Raw genomic sequence first — 18,026 nt, forward strand, 5'->3', positions numbered from 1 at the left:
CTTAACGAATACACCTTCAGGTTTGCCCAACTGGCGCTTAATTAAGCCCTCCTCACCCTCTTCGATTCAAAAGTAACACGATAAAAACCGATTGCCCATCGGTTTTTATCGTGTTACTTTTGCTTCCCGTATAAATACTGCGTGATTCATTCTATGAACCTTGGCGAACTCGAAAAATTAGTGCTTCAGCACATCTGGAATACTGGCGAAGTGGATGCCAAACAAGTATTCGCACATTTCAAGAAAACTCGCGGTGGTACGTTAAATACCATCCAAAGTACCCTAGATCGCCTATTCAAAAAAAAATTGTTAAGTCGAGAAAAACAAGGACACGCTTACCTATATAAAGCAGCAATAAATCGAAATGCTTTTATAGGGCAATTAATTAATGATATCGCCAGTGATTTTGGCTCAACAAATGACAGTCCCCTACTCGCTGCTTTCTCCTCTCTATCTTCAGATCTTGATAGTGAACAACTGGATGAACTCGAACGACTGATAGAGGAAAAGCGCGCGGCTTATCGAGCTGGTGGCGCCAAATGATTTTGGGCTACTGGGGGCTGAGCCTGAACATACTGTCAATTATTTTTATAAGCCTCTGCGCGTCGCTTATCTTTATCAGCGTAATCATTTACTTCATCTCTAACTCGCTAAACCGCTTTCAGGCTAATGCCAAAATCAGTATTTTGTGGTGCATCGCTATTCTTCCTTGGTTTATCAGTTTATTCAGCATTGTTATGCTCGTGCTCCCCGAATTTACGTCAAATAGCGATACATGGTTATCCATCTTTCTACACTGGCATCACATTTACCAATTTAAAATTATTAGCTGGCATGGAGCTTCGTTATTTTTGTTTTGTATTATTTTTTTTAGTGTGTGTTCAACAAAAATGACCAAGGCTATTTATACTAATAAAAAACTTAATCAGCTCGAGTTCTTTATACAGAACGCTAATTCTAAGCAAGCCCTGAGGGTGATCGAATCGGAAGAGTCACGGGCGTTCACTTCGGGATTTTTTAGTCCCAGGTCGTACATTACAAGTGGTCTCAGCAATCAATTAACTTCACAGGAAGTAACCGTGGTAACCGAGCATGAGTTAGCGCACGCAAGGAGACATGACCCATTGAGAAAATACATCTTTTCACTATTCGCAGCTTTTTTCCCTACGATTATTGCACGACAACTGAATCGTGAATTTTCGCTGGCTTTAGAGCAGGTCGCGGATCAGGATGTATTACCGACTGTAAACGATGTGACCGTGATCGCAAAAACCCTTCTCAAAGTGTCCAAGTTAAGTCATCGCTCCTTCGGCAAAAAAATGGCAGCCTCGAATTGTCATTTTTCTACCCATCCGTTGACTTTACGCATTGAGTATCTCCTCAGCGATAACAAAGGTCAGTCATTTCCGATCTTATTATTATTTTCGTTTTCCATATCGGTAGCCCTGCTTAGCATCTTGTCTGTTGATCTATTTCATCACGGGCTTGAACGGCTATTTAGCCACTAAATCACCTATTTTAACTTTACGCTTTTAAAGGAGCGCTAATGCTATTGTTTATACCCTTTAGCACAACCCAAAAACCGACTATAAATCGGTTTTTGGGTTGTTTACTTAAGCTTGTAGGCTTCTCCGGAACAGCAATTTATTTCGGGCTGTCGGCCCCCCTTATGGCAACTGAAACGCCTCATGAGGCATTGACGCTCAGGCAAACGGTAGAGCTTAGTTTGCTAAGCCACCCAACACTTGCGTCTTATCAATACCGCGTAAAAAGTGCCAATGCGCAAACCCAGCAAGCCGCTATTGGTGAAAAGCCGGAAATCAATCTGACGCTTGAAGATGCGCTCGGTACCGGCGAACACACGGGTCTCGGTAATGCGCAATCAATGCTCAGTATCAGCTGGATTTTGCAGGGTGGTCTGCTTGATCAACGTGTCAAGTCTGCACGGTCCAAAGCTAACGTAATGGAGGTTGAACGTGACATTCAACGTTACGATGTTGCAGCGCAAACGGCACATGCGTTTTTAACGGTGCTGGCTTATCAGGAAAGGTTAGTTGTGGCTAAAAATGCACGGCAACACGCCATTCAAATACTCAGAGAAATACAAAAACGGGTGGATGCCGGCCGCTCTCCGTCTACTGATAAGTTACAGGCTGAGGTTAATTTGGAGCGACGCGAACTTGAGGTAGAAGATATTCAGCATGAATTAAAGTCAGCTAAAAAGGTTCTGGTATCGCAATGGGGAAGCACTAGTGTCGATTTTCTTTGGGTTAATGGAGCGCTAACGCTAAACGAACAAGTCATCCATTACGACACCTTGGAAAATGGGATAAACAACAATCCTCAAGTACGATATTTTTTAACACAACAACGGGTTATCGACTCTGAAATCACCTTAGCGCGTGAAGAGGTAAAAAATCGCTGGCGATTTAATACCGGGGTCCGACGCTACGAAGCGACGGAAGATTATGGTTTAACCTTTGGCGTATCCCTGCCGCTGGGTAAATCCACGCGCAATCGGCATCACATTTCGGCACTTAGTGCTGAGCAAGCTCGTTACGCCGCTGATGCTCGTGCTAAAGAAATTCAATTGTCTACCCAGCTTTATGTGTTGTACGAAGAGCTTCAACACAGCTATCACCTTAACAACGCACTCACACACAAAATATTGCCACGCCTAGAGAGAGCGCTTGTCGAAACACAAAAAGCTTACTCACTGGGAAAATATAGCTACAGAGAGTGGTATGCCCTACAAAACGAAGTCTTGGATACGAGAATGGAATTGATCGATGTACGCTTAAAAGCGCACAACAATTTAACGGAAATTGAGCGTTTAACGGGGCTGAACTTAATGGGAACGTCATCTGTAAAAGAATTTGAAAACAACGGGGATAACCAATGATTAACTCTCTTCTACGCCCTTTTATACCGCTGCGCTCCTTTATTATTGCGCTTATTGCTTTAGCTTTTTTTGGCTATATCTCTTTCAGCTTGGCCGTTGAAACAGAAGTTAACGTAGCGGAACCTGAGAAAGGAGAGCATCGCGGGCGGCTGTTAAAAGATGGAGGTTTTGTACTGGAGCTCGCCATTTTTGAAACGGGTGTGCCGCCGGAATTTCGTGTGTGGATTATGAAAGATGGGCAGCCCGTAAAGCCGGAAGACGTTTCGCTGGTGGTAACGCTCACCCGCTTAGGCAATGTGGTTGACACGATCAACTTCAAACCACAAGCCGATTTTTTACGAGGCGATATGGACATTTATGAACCACACTCGTTTGTGGTGACAATTAAAGCGGACTACCAAGGCAAGAAACATCAATGGCAATACGATAATTTTGAAGGTCGAACACGTATAGAGCCCGCGGTGGCCGAGGCGATGAAGATACAAACCGAAATAGCCGGTGAAGCCACGCTGGTTGAAACCATCGAAGCATTCGGCAAGTTAGTCCCGCAAGCCGATGCCGAGCGCAACATTAGTGCGCGCTTTGAGGGTGAAATTACGACAGTACATGTGCGCTTAGGGCAAGCGGTAAAGGCTGGCGATAAACTCATTACCCTCAACAGCAATGAGAGCCTAAAAAGTTTCACCATTAATTCGCCGATTAATGGTGTTGTCACCAGCAAAGCAGCCAATCCTGGTGAACAAAGTGGTGGACGAACCTTAATCTCGATTGTTGATACGTCAAAGCTCACAGCAGAGCTATCAGTATTCCCTGCTGATCGTCAACGTGTTGCTATAGGCGCAGAAACCACCCTACATGTTAATGGCTACGAAGCGGTATTGACCGGACGTGTTAACGCGATTGATACACAGCTCAAAGCAAATCAAGCTAGTACTGTGCGCGTAGAAATAGACAACCCAGTGAATGCGCTGTCCGCAGGTCAATTTATTACCGGTGATATCGACGTCGCGCGCTATACCGTTCCTCTGGCAGTTAAACGGATTGGTTTACAGGCCTTCCGAGACTTTACCGTGGTGTATGCAAAAGTGGGGGACGAATATGAGGTGCGGATGTTGGAGCTTGGGCGTGAAGCCGGAGAATGGGTGGCGGTATTGGGGGGATTAAACCCCGGTACCGAATACGTGACTGAAAACAGTTTTATTATCAAAGCCGATATTGAAAAGTCCGGCGCTTCTCACGATCACTAAGGCTTACCCGCTTAAGGAAATATTATGCTTGAATATCTGATTCAATTTGCTATCCAGCGTCGGGCCTTAATTATGATAGCGGTGCTGGCCATCAGTGGTTTGGGTATTTGGAATTTCACCAAACTACCCATTGATGCTGTTCCCGATATCACCAACGTCCAAGTGATGATCAACACTGAAGCTCCCGGCTATACGCCGCAAGAGATTGAACAACGGGTGACATTTCCCATCGAAACCGCAATGGCGGGCCTACCCAATCTACAATACACACGCTCGGTTTCCCGATACGGGCTTTCACAAGTCACGATTATTTTTAGTGATGACACCGACATTTACTTTGCCCGGCAGTTGGTCAATGAGCGCCTATCTAGCGCACGATCCAATCTCCCTCGCTTACTCGAACCAGAATTAGGCCCTATAGCCACAGGCTTGGGTGAAATCTTTATGTTTACGGTGGACGCTGAGCCCGGCGCAGTTAATAAAGACGGTTCACTGGTAACGCCCACGGATTTGCGTTCAGTGCACGATTGGATTATTAGACCGCAACTGCTTCGGGTACCGGGTGTGGTGGAAGTGAATCCCATCGGTGGTTATAAACGTGAAATCTTGGTGGCGTTTGAACCCGAAAAGCTACTGGCGTTCAAGTTGACCCAACAGGATGTTATTCAGGCGATTCAGAATAACAATCAAAATCGTGGTGTTGGCTTTGTTGAACACAACGGCGCGCAATGGTTGTTACGTGTCCCTGGGCAAAAAGAAACGCTCAACGACATCGGAAATATTGTGATTCGCAGCGATCAAGGTGTACCGCTGCGCATTAAAGACATTGCCAATATTGAAGAGGGTAAAGAATTACGCAGCGGCGCGGCCACCCAAAACGGTCGAGAAGTGGTGATGAGTACGGTATTTATGTTGGTCGGTGAGAATAGTCGCACCGTGGCCAAAGCCGTGGCAGAAAAATTGGGCGAAATAAAGCAAGGGCTGCCACAAGGTGTTACAGCAACGGCCGTCTACGACCGAACCACTCTGGTCGATAAAACCTTAAAAACAGTTCAAACCAATTTATTTGAAGGCGCATTATTCGTCATCGTCATATTATTCTTTTTGCTGGGCAATGTACGCGCTGCCTTATTGACTGCAGCAGTTATTCCGATCGCCATGTTAATGACGGTGACCGGTATGGTGCATGCCGGTGTCAGTGCCAATTTAATGAGTCTGGGCGCTCTGGATTTTGGTTTGCTCGTAGATGGGGCCATTATCATTGTCGAAAATTGTTTGAGACGCCTCAACCATGCCTCTTCTCCTGGCAAAACTTTGGACACAAAAGAACGCTTTGACATTGTTTTTCACGCAACACGTGAAGTGATTCGCCCTGCCTTGTTCGGGGTATTTATTATTACGGCCGTTTACCTACCCATCTTTGCATTGACAGGTGTGGAGGGCAAAATGTTCCACCCCATGGCCTTGACCGTCGTAATCGCTTTAGCCTGTTCGATTGTACTGTCGATTACCTTCGTTCCCGCCTGCATCGCTTTATTGTTCAAAAAACCTGTCACAGAAAAAGACAGCGCCATTATTAAAGTATCGCGCTCTACTTATAAACCGTTGTTGGCCATTGCGTTAAAAGCACGCTGGGCAGTCGTGGCGATTGCACTTGTATTAGTTGTTGGTTCCACTTGGCTGGCTACGCGCTTGGGTAGTGAGTTTGTGCCCAACTTGGATGAAGGCGATATTGCGATGCACGCGCTGCGCATTCCTGGAACTTCGTTGACACAGTCGATTGAGCTTCAAAAAACGCTGGAGTCTGAAATTACAGAACTTCCTGAGGTGCTCCACATTTTTTCTAAAATTGGTACTCCCGATGTCGCTACTGATCCGATGCCGCCCAGTGTCGCTGATACCTTTGTCATCTTAAAACCCCGTAGCGAATGGCCAGATCCGAATAAAACCAAAACTCAAGTTGTCGATGATTTGGCCGAATTGGTTGAACCGATTCCCGGTAACCGCTACGAATTTTTACAACCGATTCAGATGCGCTTTAATGAGTTGCTATCGGGCATTCGTGCAGAATTAGCCATCAAAATATTTGGAGATGATTTTGAGCAATTAGACAAACTGGGCAACGATATTCAGCGAGCCATTTCCAGTGTGGAAGGTATTGCCGATGTGCAAATGGAGAAAACTACCGGCTTACCGATTATGACCTTGCAGCCCAAAATCGATGTGCTGGCGCGGTACGGCTTAGCCGTGAGTGAATTGCAGGACCAGCTGGCCATTGCATTGAGTGGTGAAGTCGCTGGTCAATTTTATCAGGGCGACCGCCGCACCGATATTGTGGTACGTTTGCCTGAAGCGCGTCGAACGGATATGGATCGCTTAAAGTACCTGCCCATTCAGCTAGCTAACGACAACGCTGTTCCCTTACAGGAACTCGCAACAATGGAACTGGTTGAAGGCTTTAACCAAATCAACCGCGAAAATGGCAAGCGTCGTGTCTTTGTTACCGCCAATGTGCGCGGGCGTGATTTGGGCTCTTTTGTAGCCGATATTCAAACTCAAATCAAGGAGTCTGTAGATATTCCAGCGGGCTATTGGGTGGAATACGGTGGTACCTACCAAAAACTTCAATCGGCTTCAAAACGTTTAATGTTAGTGGTTCCGATCACACTAATCATGATTGTGGGCTTGCTGTTTCTCGCACTGGGTTCCTTCAAAGATGCTCTCATTATTTTCACAGGCGTGCCTCTCGCCCTCACCGGTGGCGTTCTGTTTTTGGTGATGCGTGATATCCCGTTTTCCATTTCCGCAGCAGTTGGCTTTATTGCCTTGTCGGGCATCGCTATTTTAAATGGCTTGGTCATGGTGTCGTTCATTCGTGAACTAATCCACGACGGTTTGAGTGTTGAAAAGGCCATTATTGAAGGCGCGTTGACACGGTTACGACCAGTATTAACCACAGCACTGGTTGCGTCCTTAGGTTTTGTGCCGATGGCCTTAAATACTGGCATAGGCTCAGAAGTGCAGCGTCCACTTGCCACGGTGGTTATTGGTGGGATTATTTCATCAACATTATTAACACTGTTTGTATTACCGGTGCTTTATCACTTGGTATATCGAGACAAACAACAACTCAATTACGGCTAGCTAGAAGGGTAAAACGCCTTAAAGTAACAGCAACGTCCAAATAACAACGTTTGATGGGAACATTATGTAAAACTATTAACGATGGGTTTGCTGTGCCTCATCAGCATCAATGCTATATCGCACGGCATGTCAGAGGAAGATCAAGCCAGTATATTGAATGCGAGTTATATGGAACATATGCATCTTGGCGCGACGCATATGTTATCTGGCTACGCCCACTTGCTACTCCTGTTTTGCGTGATCTTTTTCTTAACCCGCTGTCGCGATATTATGTGTAAAGTTTCGGCATAAGATTCAATTTTTATCGCGAGCAGTAAAGAATTCCCCGCTGGATCGCGTTGTTACTGGGTATTAAAACACCGTGATTAACATCCTTTTTATGGGGCTTTGTTCACTAGTCTCGTCCCTTCGTTGCCACATCTCGGTACGTCAAGAAGAGGTGCCCGTTTTGCCGCGGCGCTGTTTCTTGGTAAGGCATTAGTAACGATTAATTATTGAATATCTATTGCTAGCCAATATTGTCATACGCTAAACAACCTTTAAAAGGTGTTAACAATAAAGCATACCTAACGGCCCTTAGTGTGCATGCAAGTATAAATTCGGTGTTGTAACGGTAAGCCCGACTAATGTTTTACATAATTACTATTTTTTATAAACATATCCAAAGAAAATCCTCTATAAATAACCAAACGCATGCAAGTATAAATACGGTAGGACGCAATTATTTATTAGTTGGCGCTATACGCGCTTGTCATATTTTTCGTTTAAATATTTATCTGCCGCAAAATATCGTCCACGTCACAAAGTAGTGACGTGCTACTCCTCCAATCATATTGGCATGCCTTTATTCCATATATTATCGATCGTACGTTTCATATCCACTTTTAAAAACGGCGAGAAAATAAATGAATGAAGACATTAAATTAAAGTTCGATAGTTTACGGGTTACAACTGACGCTAAGCTGGATGGTTATATCGAGCGAATATACCGTGACATTCCTTATGCCAGCCACCAAAAAGACGCTGACAAAATAGATATGGAATACTACAAGCGTCACAGCATCGAAACGCCTATACGAATTAAATTAAAGCGCACTATCGATGCTTTGGTTATTCATTATTTCACCAAGCATAACCCGAAAGCTGCAAAAGACTGGGCAAATTATACCGATGATGAAATGCTCCATGGCCACATGTTCGCTAAGGATATAGAACGCCTATGGGGATTAAGCTTTGAAGAGGTAATGGCTCACGAACCACTATTTGCGACTCAGTTACTTAATGGTTATTTTTACTTTCACTTAGAGTATGAAGGCCCAATGGCCGCGATAGCATCGGCATACTTCCTTGAATATGTAACGGCGAGAACTCAACCGGAGTGGCTAGACAACCTACAAAGTAAGCTTGGTGATAAATCAGTAGCCGGTGCACGCGCCCATGTAAATCTGGACTTAGAAGAAGATCACTCAGGATTTGTTTGGGAGACATTAATGGCTACGGTTAAATCCGAAGACGATATCGTAAAACTTAACAAACATTTTGACCGTATTTTTGGTTTATTCTGCGCGTACTTGGTAGAGGTTTATCAGTCTACGGCGGGAAAAAATGAGGATAATCCCCTCATGCAAGCCCCTATTGCTGCAGTTAATTTCTCTGAAGCCGTAAGCGCATAAAAAAATCCCATACTGGTTAACTGCCAGTATGGTTTCCCTTCGTCTACATCTAACGAGTTCGTCATGACGACTATATCCAACCACGCCTCGATTTTACCGACAGGCTTAAATATGATGTGCAGCACAAAGCGGCGTATGGATAACCCCTTACTAAAAGCAATTCTATCGCCGCTTTTACACTCAATAGCCAAGCGTTATGTAAAAGGTTCTGCAAAAAATAACCTGACTTTTGGTGTAGTAGATAACCTTCAGAAATGGGAAAAAATTCGTTCGCTACGATTATCTGAGTATAACGAAATACTACCGTATATGACGGACGTCTTAAACGAGGATGGAACCGATCTGTACGATTCTAGATCGGTGGTGTTTGGCTTATGGGATGCGGAGAAAGCCATTGCGACTATACGTTTTACGGCCGCACCCTATGAATTCTCTTGTTTTCTTAGCCCGGAAGAGAACAAAAAGTCGCTAGAAAGTCTATACACTAGTACCACAGTTGAGTTCTCACGATTAATAGTCGCTCGAAAAACACCCTACAAAGGTGTACTGCAAGCTCTAATAATATTCGCCGGGCTCAATATTTTGTGCTTTACCGATTACAGGCACTATATCGGGTATACCAAGCTAGGCGTATTCAAAAAATTGAAGAAATTCGCGATAACTGATCTGGATATACGCTTTTCAATTCCTAGCCGTGGCGAACACAGCTACTGCATGTTATGCGGTAATTTTAGGAATGACGTGGCACTACTCGTTAAAAAAATAATGCCTAACCCTTTCCCATTTTTCTCCCCCAAAAGGTTAGCAGAAGCGGACAATGAACACTAAAAACACTACACACCGCCCTTTTTTTTGACGGAAAGTTTAAAGGGTTGTGGGATTCAATTAAGAATTCGCCCTACCCTTTACACTACACGCTACGCTGGCCATGGTATTTTAAAAATCCGTCCGTTCGAAATCACTCGGGAATGCAACCTAACAATGATAAATACAATATTTCAATAAGTGACTGCACAGATAAAGGCCATGAAAATAGCCTTAAGCTGCTGTTTGCCGGCGACATCATGGTACTTAACGGAGATAAAGCACCGGTATTATGCACAGAGCTGTGTGATCTAATTTCAAGCAGCAATCTTTTTATAGCAAACCTAGAGGCACCTCTTGGCGACCATAAACCGGTACTCGATAAAAAGTACGCATTTCGTTTTCATATGCCTCGCGAATTTCTCCTGGATATTCAGCAGCAGATAGGCCTACCCTTCGAGCAATGGGTATTAACCAATGCAAATAATCATTCGGGTGATATGGGCATAGACGGTTTCAATACCTCTATAAACCTTCTTGAATCACTTGGCGTAAACCATGTTGGTCATCGAGATTTTACATCGCCATTTAGAATTATAGAAAACAATGGATTTAGAATTTCCGTCGCCGGGTGGACGCACTGGTTAAATCGTGATTTGAATACAGGCATACAGCCCGTTATTACTCCCTCAGACATTCATAACGTAGACGTTAATCATTTTAAACAACAAAACAATCTAGATTTCGTCATTGGTTTGCCGCACTGGGAATTTGAATTTCAACATTTCCCCCGTAAAGGTACTCGTACATTAGGTAAAAATTTCTCAGAGATTGGGTTTGACTTGTTAGTCGGGTCACACCCTCATGTACTTCAACCCTACGAAAGATTTAGTGATACGTTCTGCTTCTATTCGCTAGGAAATTTTTGTGGGCTGGGTGTGGCTAAGCCCGTTAAGATAATCCCAATACTTGAACTAAACCTAGTTAAATCAGAAAATGAAGAAGCGTCAGTTAAAAACTTTAGTATTCATTACTTTTATCAGCTTCACCAAGGAGACAGTATTTCTATAGTGCCGCTTGAGGAAGTACCTTGTGATGTAAAGTCACTTGCTGAGTCACGTATTAGTAAAGTAATGAAACGCAATCAAACATCAATTGGAGATACACGCGCATGCTAGTAGAGAACGACATTACCAATGACATATGGGAATGTGAGATATGTGGCTACCTTTATGACCCAAGCAAAGGCTCCGCTCGGGATGGCATTAAGCCCGGAACACCTTTCGAGGAATTACCAGAAAACTGGGTATGCCCTGATTGCCAAGTAGGGCAAGAATATTTTGAAATTCACAAAGGCTGAGCTTCCATATGGGAAACCCAGCAACAAGACGAACCTTTTCCACAGCAATAATTTCTGCGCTGTTCTATGGCAGTTGGGCGCTCTACATTAACTATAATTCTGATCGGTTGTGGCAATCTGTAATTACACAAGCGGCGTGTAGCTTTATTGGTGGGCTACTGGTGGCCGTGCTAGTAGAGAAAACATTTAAAGCGCTGGAACCGCCTTGGCGAGTGCCAGCGGCGGCTTTTGGGCCCTATTCACTTGCGCTTTTCTTGTTTTTACTCGCCCACTTAGCCGTTGGCTCGGAAAACCCTCTTTTACTGCTAGTTCCTAACGCTCTTTTGGGTACAGTTTATTTCTATGTGTATTCTTTGAGGTTAAGTATTCAGGCTAAATCAATAAGCCCCGGCTAATACTTGCAAGACTATGGTATTTAATGTGTGAGGTTTAACTCTCATCGAAGGCGCTACGGAAAACGGTTTACCTACCAATACTAAGCTCAATCACAACAAATATTTTATTCGGTAGCGGATATTGTCAAAAGTGTCTGGAGGGAGGCGCGGTGCTTTTTAAGCACTAGATCGGCCAACGTATACTGATCAAGACAAATAAAAAAACTCTCCATCGCTTCTGCAAAAACTTGCTTTAATTGGCACGCGGGCGTTATTACGCACTGATTGTCCTGACCAAAGCACTCAACCAACGTTGAATCTTGTTCTATCATTCGGATAAGCTGCCCAACATTTATCTGTTCTGGCGAACGGCTTAATCGAATGCCCCCGCTATTCCCTCTAGTGGCAATGAGAAACCCTTTACTGTTTAGATCTTGCACCACTTTCATCAAATGATTTTTAGAAATTTGATAACGTTCAGCCACCTCCCTGATCGTAACTAGCTCGTCTTCTTTCAATGCTAGGTAAATTAGTACGCGTAGTGAGTAGTCGGTAAAACGCTTAATCTTCATAATTCTTGAACTCTTCGCTGGTCACGCTGCGAGTTTAAAGCATTTTAACCCAAAGGTTCGTATTAATTGCACCTTTGATAGGAACCGTATAGTATCGACATCAAAGATACATATAAAATACATGTTAGCCTTCCAGTGGTGGATATGCCCTCGCCCAAGGTTGGCTGCGGCATACACTTTTCACTGAAATACCCATTTCGTCTCCGCTATTTTGCGCCGTGGTATTGGGCACAAAAACCACGGAGTTTGTACAAGAAACAAGGCAATCAAGGTGATGCTTACGTGGGAGCCTATTAGGGTTATGGCACAAAACACAAGGAGAACTACCAGCACAGATATAACGAGTTAAGCGGCTTTCAGCAGAGGCCGAGCACTATTAATGTTTACGTTTAGCACTGGTGCTGAATAGCGGTCTGCAATCTCACAAAGCAGTTTTATTTTAGATAACAGTATTTTTTGCACGCGCAAGGAATGGAGACTAACAATGAAAGAATATAAAAAATTATGGTGGGCCCTTATTGGTGTGCTTGCCGTTACATTTTCAATACTGGGTTATTTCGGCACTGAGATCTATCGCGTTGCGCCACCAATACCAGACGCATTTCAATCTAGCCAAGGCGAAATTGTAACCACTCATACACAAATATTGGATGGCCAAACGGCCTGGCAATCTATCGGAGGTATGCAGCTTGGCTCCATATGGGGACATGGTGCTTATCAAGCTCCAGACTGGTCTGCCGACTGGCTCCATCGCGAACTTTTACATTGGCTAGAGCTAACGTCTCAGGCTAAGCATAATACAGCGTATGAAATGTTGTCGGACAAAGAAAAGCATTCTCTACATTACGACCTCAAGCTGGAGTACCGCACAAACGGTTATAATTCCGAAACAAAGACGGTTACGTTGTCAGAGCGTAGGATTGAAGCCATTGCATTAACCGCAGCATATTATAATGCGCTTTTTGGTGGTGCGGATGAGCTAAAAGAGACTCGCGAGCATTACGCGATGAAAGAAGTCACTTTACCGAATGACGAGAGACGAGCCCGCCTAACGGAATTCTTTTTCTGGACAGCATGGGCCGCATCAACGGAACGTAGCCCTGGTGAAGCAACTTACACCAATAACTGGCCTCACGAGCCGTTAATTGACAACAAGCCAACGGTCGAAAATATTGTTTGGTCGATTGTCAGCGTAGTGATCTTGATTGCCGGTATTGGCGGCTTGGTATGGGGTTGGGCATTTTTACGCAAGGAAGAAGAGCCCGCTATTGCGCCACAAAAAGATCCAATCACCTCATTTAATCTAACCCCATCGCAAATCGCACTTGGTAAATACCTGTTTGTGATTGTGGCTCTATTTACCTTCCAAGTATTCCTGGGTGGGTTTACCGCCCATTACACCTTAGAAGGTCAAAGTTTTTACGGTATCCCTACATCGGAGTGGTTTCCTTATAGTCTTGTACGTACGTGGCATATTCAAGCGGCTATGTTTTGGATTGCTACAGGGTTTCTTGCAGCGGGATTGTTTTTAGCACCCGTTATCAATGGCGGAAAAGACCCGAAATTCCAAAAACTGGGTGTTGATGTGCTTTTTTGGGCACTGATTGCGGTGGTTATCGGTTCGTTTACAGGTAATTATTTGGCCATTGCACAAATAATGCCGGCTGAACTTAGCTTCTGGTTGGGGCATCAAGGTTATGAGTATGTCGACCTTGGTAGAGTATGGCAGATCGGTAAGTTTGTAGGTATTGTCCTTTGGTTAGGTTTGATGCTTCGCTGTATCGTTCCTGTATTACAGCAAAAGGGCGACAAAAATTTATTGGCCTTATTCACAGCGTCAGTTGTCGCTATTGGGCTCTTCTACGGCGCTGGATTTTTCTATGGTGAACGCACTCACATATCCGTGATGGAATATTGGCGTTGGTGGATAGTACACCTGTGGGTTGAAGGTTTCTTTGAAGTGTTCGCAACCACTGCACTTGCTTTTATTTTCTGCAATATGGGTTTAGTTACTAAGCGCATGGCGACAATCGCTTCACTTGCTTCAGCGTCGCTCTTTTTGTTAGGTGGTGTGCCGGGAACATTCCATCATTTATATTTCGCAGGCACTACCACCCCAGTTATGGCCGTTGGTGCAACATTTAGTGCGTTAGAAGTTGTGCCATTAATCGTACTCGGGTACGAGGCTTGGGAGCACTACAACTTAAAAACCAGAGCACCATGGATGAGTAATATCAAATGGCCTCTGATGTTCTTTGTCGCAGTTGCTTTTTGGAATATGCTAGGCGCTGGCGTACTTGGGTTTTCAATCAACCCTCCTCTTGCCCTTTATTATCTTCAAGGCCTAAACACTACAGCCACGCACGCTCACGCGGCCTTATTCGGTGTGTACGGTTTCTTGGCGCTAGGTTTTACGTTGCTCATCCTTCGGTATATACGCCCTCAATTAACCTTTGATGATACGGTAATGAAAACCGCTTTTTGGTGGCTAAATAGTGGATTAGCATTAATGCTATTTACGAGCCTTTTACCTGTTGGCATAATTCAATTTGTGGCAAGTGCTTCAGAAGGTCTTTGGTATGCGCGCAGCGAATCTTTGCTTCAAAGCGATGTACTTGTCACATTAAGATGGGTACGAACTTTTGGGGATGTCGTATTTATTGTAGGTGCTTTAGCCGTAAGCTGGCAGGTTGTAAAAGGTGTTTTCTACATTGGCTCCAATTCTGGCTCAAACATCCCTACTCGTAATGGCCAAGCCAAATAGGTCTGCGTGTATTAAATAGAGTGGCGCTATTGATATAGCGTAGAAGGGAGCACTTTAACGAGTGCTCCCTTTTTCTTAGCCATTAGACACTGCAGCAACTCCCTGCCCCAGCGTCTATTGTACGCTGTTGATATTTATATAATCAAAATCGGAATTTCAAACCGATGTAGATAGAACGTGGCTCACCGGGATTCAGGATGGAGGCATCTGGCGAACCTATATCCACAACCGTAAACGTCCCAACATAATCGGTGTCAGTAAGGTTTCGAAGCTCACCGTAAACCTCCCAATTGTTCTGATCAAGACCCGCACGAAAACCCAATAACGCATAGGAATCAACAACGTAGTTATTACTAAAATCTGCGTACCGCTTATCGATAACATCGAAAGTTGGGCCCGCAAAAAAGCCACTTGTATTGCGATAAATGATCTCGCCTTTCACGGCATAACCGGGCGCGGCCGGAAGCTGATTGTTGCCATAAACCGGATCGTTATGGAAATTAAAGTTATTCATGGTAACGCTTAGCAATGGTTCTATACGGCTTGTATCGTTGTCCCCCAAACCGAAGCTCGCACCAAATAGAGCTTCAATACCGGCATGAACAGTATCGTCTACGTTAGCAGATAGGCTGGTGCCCGGCGCATCAGGATCATCCACTGACAGAATTTCATCAGTTAACGCTCCATAATAGACGGCAATATCCCATCGCCAATAATCTGTTGTTCCCGTTAGATTTTTTTGGCCGCGTGTACCCACTTCGATTACAGTACCCTGCATGGGGTCTAGCGGTTTATTGTCCGGGCTAACATCATCTTGCAATTCAAAATTTGTGGGCGCTTCGTAAAGGCGGCTGAGGTTTGCAAACAATTCAACATCGTTGGCCTGCTTATAAAGCACACCCACTCTTGGGTTCAGGTTTTGAAAATCGGCCTTAGGGTTGAAAAGGCTGCCGTATTCATTATTAATATTCTTAACATCACGGTCAGATGAAATAGCTTGCACTCCGTACACGACATTCCATTTCGGAGCAACCTGCCAACGATCAACCAGAAATACCTCTAAACTACTAGCCGTATTGTCCACACGAGTGGTAAGACCATTACGAATACCATGACCGTTGCGATAGTTACCACCTTCAACAATTGTATTTGAATAGTTAAGCCCCGCTAGAATATTGTGTTCGCCCGCGTTAAGGTTATAGCGCAACGAGGTTCCAGCTGTATTCTGCTCAGTATTAATCAGCAGGCTAAATACTTCTACAGGAGGATTAGGGCCGTTACCATCGAAATCCACCATTATTTTATCCACGATGGGATGATAAAGCATTTGCGATTCGTAGGAGACGCCTATAGAAAGATGACTATTTTCATTGATATCCCAAACAGTCTTGTTAGCTGCACGCCAAGTTTCAACGTTATATTGGTAATTGCCATTCAGCGCCTGTGTTTGTGCTTGCGTTGGATTTTCGTGTAATTCCTCTCGAGTCAATGACCCCGGCAGCTGCTGATTATTGTCGATATACGTAAGATATAACCGCGTGTGCACCGTATCACTCAGCTTCCATCCAGCGTTGGCGTAGATACTTTCTCGTTCTTGCTTTTGGTGATCACGGTAACCGTCCCAACGTTTGGCTTCCAGTGTTACGAGCCCGTCGATATCGCCCGACACCATGCTCGCTGTCATTCTTGCTTGAGCCTGGCCGTGACTGCCACCATTAAAAAATATTTCTGGCGGGCTATCGCGGGCGGTCGGTGTAATAAAATTAATGGCACCACCAAGTGTACTTGCGCCGTAGGTAAGTGCATTGGCCCCATGAGCCACAATGGCGTAGCGTGCACTTAATGGATCCATAATACGATTATGATTATTGCCGTCCGCCGTCGTTACTGGCAATCCATCTTGTAATAATTTTACACCATTTCCATCATAGTGGGTGGCATCGAGATTAGAGCCGCGGCTTGAGAAAAATGAAGTGTCGCCAGTAGAACCACTCGCTGCCCAGACGCCAGGAACATAACGCAGCATGTCTTCTAGGTTGGAGACGTTGCGCTCTCGCAAATCTTCGCCATCTACAAGCGTAATGCTGCCAGGTGTAAGAGCCTTTTCTTGCTCAATCTCAGCCTTACTTTTTTGTCCCACTACCAACACTGTTTCAAGTATTTCTGAATTATTTGGCGTCTCCGAAAAAACACTTTGTGAAAATCCGAATGCTAGGCAGAGCGGAATATTAACGTATTTATATAGCTGCATGAAATTATCCTTCGTAAAAATTCGGTAAGCGCCGTTCTGGCGCGCGAACATTACTACACAAATTAACAAAATATAATGTGCCTAATTGTCGCAGCCCTACCATCTTCAGACACAAAAAAAATTGTATATGCGGCCAACAAATATAAGCACTCTAAAATAAAGTGTCATTATTATATCGTTGTTTTTCTTCGCGCCATTGATTTATACAGTGCGACAATTTGCCGCATTTCCGAAAAATAAAATCTGGTATTCTTCTGGCTACATTTTTAGGTCAATAAGAATATTGCTAACGCATTATAAAAATAATTATCACCACAAGCATTAAATAATATTAATAGAGAGGTTTTGCCGTGACTATAAGGTTTATCACACAATATTTTTTCGCCACTTTAACGGTTCTATGTTTTTCTGCCAATAGCCATTCTGACAACAGTGGAAGCGCCTCTCCTACTGTCCATAATGATGCGCATGCAATACGGGCCATTATTAATACAACATACGACACTCCAGAGAATAAAGTCACAATCAATCCAGTTGTCGTCGAAGGCGATCATGCAGTCGCTAGCTGGATCGTTGCTGAAAAAGGTGGTCGAGTTGTCATGTTTCGAACGCCTAACAATAAGTGGGAAATTGTATTGTGTTCAGGGAAGGTCGTAAAAGAAGAGAAATTTTTGAAAGAAACAGGAATACCAGATATCAGCGCGAGAAAACTTGCCATTAATCTCGCGAAAGAAGAAGCAAAACTACCGGCCGCCACAATTGCACTTTTCGATAGTTTTAGCGCAATTGTTCGTGGCGCCCATCACAGTAGAAACGACTCTAACGCAAGTGAACACTTCAAAAACAGCGATACTTTACACCCGAGCAATCACAACGACTAAACAGCTAACAATAATATTCACGAATTAAGTCACTAGTTAAACGCAATTGTGCTC

15 protein-coding genes are annotated in these 18,026 nt (G+C 44.2%); 13 read left to right on the top strand and 2 right to left on the bottom strand.

Going from position 1 to position 18,026, the window contains the following annotated elements; genetic code table 11:
* Positions 1-153 precede the first annotated feature (153 nt).
* From H5647_RS14185 to H5647_RS14230, 11 genes are all read left to right on the top strand, one after another.
* Complete coding sequence (locus H5647_RS14185; RefSeq protein ID WP_045859472.1) at positions 154-543, top strand: BlaI/MecI/CopY family transcriptional regulator; 390 nt, start codon at positions 154-156, stop codon at positions 541-543.
* 194 nt (positions 544-737) lie between these two features.
* Positions 738-1,508: a M56 family metallopeptidase gene (locus H5647_RS22195; protein ID WP_268871377.1), complete on the top strand. Its 771-nt coding sequence runs from the start codon at positions 738-740 to the stop codon at positions 1,506-1,508.
* Positions 1,509-1,546: 38 nt separating this feature from the next.
* Positions 1,547-2,902 carry a TolC family protein gene (locus tag H5647_RS14195; RefSeq protein ID WP_052692083.1) on the top strand — a complete coding sequence of 452 codons (1,356 nt, stop codon included), beginning with the start codon at positions 1,547-1,549 and terminating at the stop codon, positions 2,900-2,902.
* The gene (locus H5647_RS14200) at positions 2,899-4,149 is read left to right on the top strand and encodes an efflux RND transporter periplasmic adaptor subunit (RefSeq protein WP_052692084.1); all 1,251 of its coding nucleotides are present in this window, start codon (positions 2,899-2,901) and stop codon (positions 4,147-4,149) included. The genes H5647_RS14195 and H5647_RS14200 overlap by 4 nt, the downstream gene beginning before the upstream one ends.
* A 24-nt stretch (positions 4,150-4,173) precedes the next feature.
* Entirely contained in the window at positions 4,174-7,293 is a 3,120-nt protein-coding gene (locus tag H5647_RS14205; protein ID WP_045859475.1) for an efflux RND transporter permease subunit, read from the top strand.
* Between the two features lie 177 nt (positions 7,294-7,470).
* A complete protein-coding gene (locus H5647_RS22370; RefSeq protein ID WP_328286798.1) occupies positions 7,471-7,584 on the top strand; it encodes a HupE/UreJ family protein in 114 nt (37 codons plus the stop codon).
* Between the two features lie 614 nt (positions 7,585-8,198).
* Complete coding sequence (locus H5647_RS14210; protein ID WP_045859477.1) at positions 8,199-8,966, top strand: hypothetical protein; 768 nt, start codon at positions 8,199-8,201, stop codon at positions 8,964-8,966.
* A gap of 63 nt (positions 8,967-9,029) precedes the next feature.
* Positions 9,030-9,794, top strand: coding sequence for a hypothetical protein (locus H5647_RS14215; RefSeq protein WP_162926399.1), 765 nt, complete (start codon positions 9,030-9,032; stop codon positions 9,792-9,794).
* Positions 9,795-9,934: 140 nt separating this feature from the next.
* Positions 9,935-10,948, top strand: coding sequence for a CapA family protein (locus H5647_RS14220; RefSeq protein ID WP_045859481.1), 1,014 nt, complete (start codon positions 9,935-9,937; stop codon positions 10,946-10,948).
* Positions 10,942-11,130 (top strand): rubredoxin, encoded by a 189-nt coding sequence (locus H5647_RS14225; protein ID WP_045859483.1) that lies wholly within the window; start codon positions 10,942-10,944, stop codon positions 11,128-11,130. The genes H5647_RS14220 and H5647_RS14225 overlap by 7 nt, the downstream gene beginning before the upstream one ends.
* Before the next feature lie 8 nt (positions 11,131-11,138).
* The gene (locus H5647_RS14230; protein ID WP_045859485.1) at positions 11,139-11,525 is read left to right on the top strand and encodes a hypothetical protein; all 387 of its coding nucleotides are present in this window, start codon (positions 11,139-11,141) and stop codon (positions 11,523-11,525) included.
* 104 nt (positions 11,526-11,629) lie between these two features.
* Here the strand turns inward: H5647_RS14230 and H5647_RS14235 are convergent, their stop codons facing one another.
* Positions 11,630-12,076, bottom strand: coding sequence for an RrF2 family transcriptional regulator (locus H5647_RS14235; RefSeq protein WP_045859486.1), 447 nt, complete (start codon positions 12,074-12,076; stop codon positions 11,630-11,632).
* A 484-nt stretch (positions 12,077-12,560) separates the two neighbouring features.
* Between H5647_RS14235 and H5647_RS14240 the strand changes: the two genes are divergently transcribed.
* Positions 12,561-14,840, top strand: a complete 2,280-nt coding sequence (locus H5647_RS14240; protein WP_045859490.1) for a nitric-oxide reductase large subunit — start codon at positions 12,561-12,563, stop codon at positions 14,838-14,840.
* A gap of 142 nt (positions 14,841-14,982) precedes the next feature.
* On the opposite strand, the gene H5647_RS14245 is transcribed toward H5647_RS14240, so the two are convergent.
* A complete protein-coding gene (locus H5647_RS14245; RefSeq protein ID WP_200911587.1) occupies positions 14,983-17,091 on the bottom strand; it encodes a TonB-dependent receptor family protein in 2,109 nt (702 codons plus the stop codon).
* A 350-nt stretch (positions 17,092-17,441) separates the two neighbouring features.
* On the opposite strand from H5647_RS14245, the gene H5647_RS14250 reads away from it, so the two are divergent.
* Complete coding sequence (locus tag H5647_RS14250) at positions 17,442-17,972, top strand: copper uptake system-associated protein (RefSeq protein ID WP_052692086.1); 531 nt, start codon at positions 17,442-17,444, stop codon at positions 17,970-17,972.
* Positions 17,973-18,026: the final 54 nt, after the last annotated feature.

It is taken from the genome of Teredinibacter purpureus (assembly GCF_014217335.1).
Taxonomy (GTDB): Bacteria; Pseudomonadota; Gammaproteobacteria; order Pseudomonadales; family Cellvibrionaceae; genus Teredinibacter; species Teredinibacter purpureus.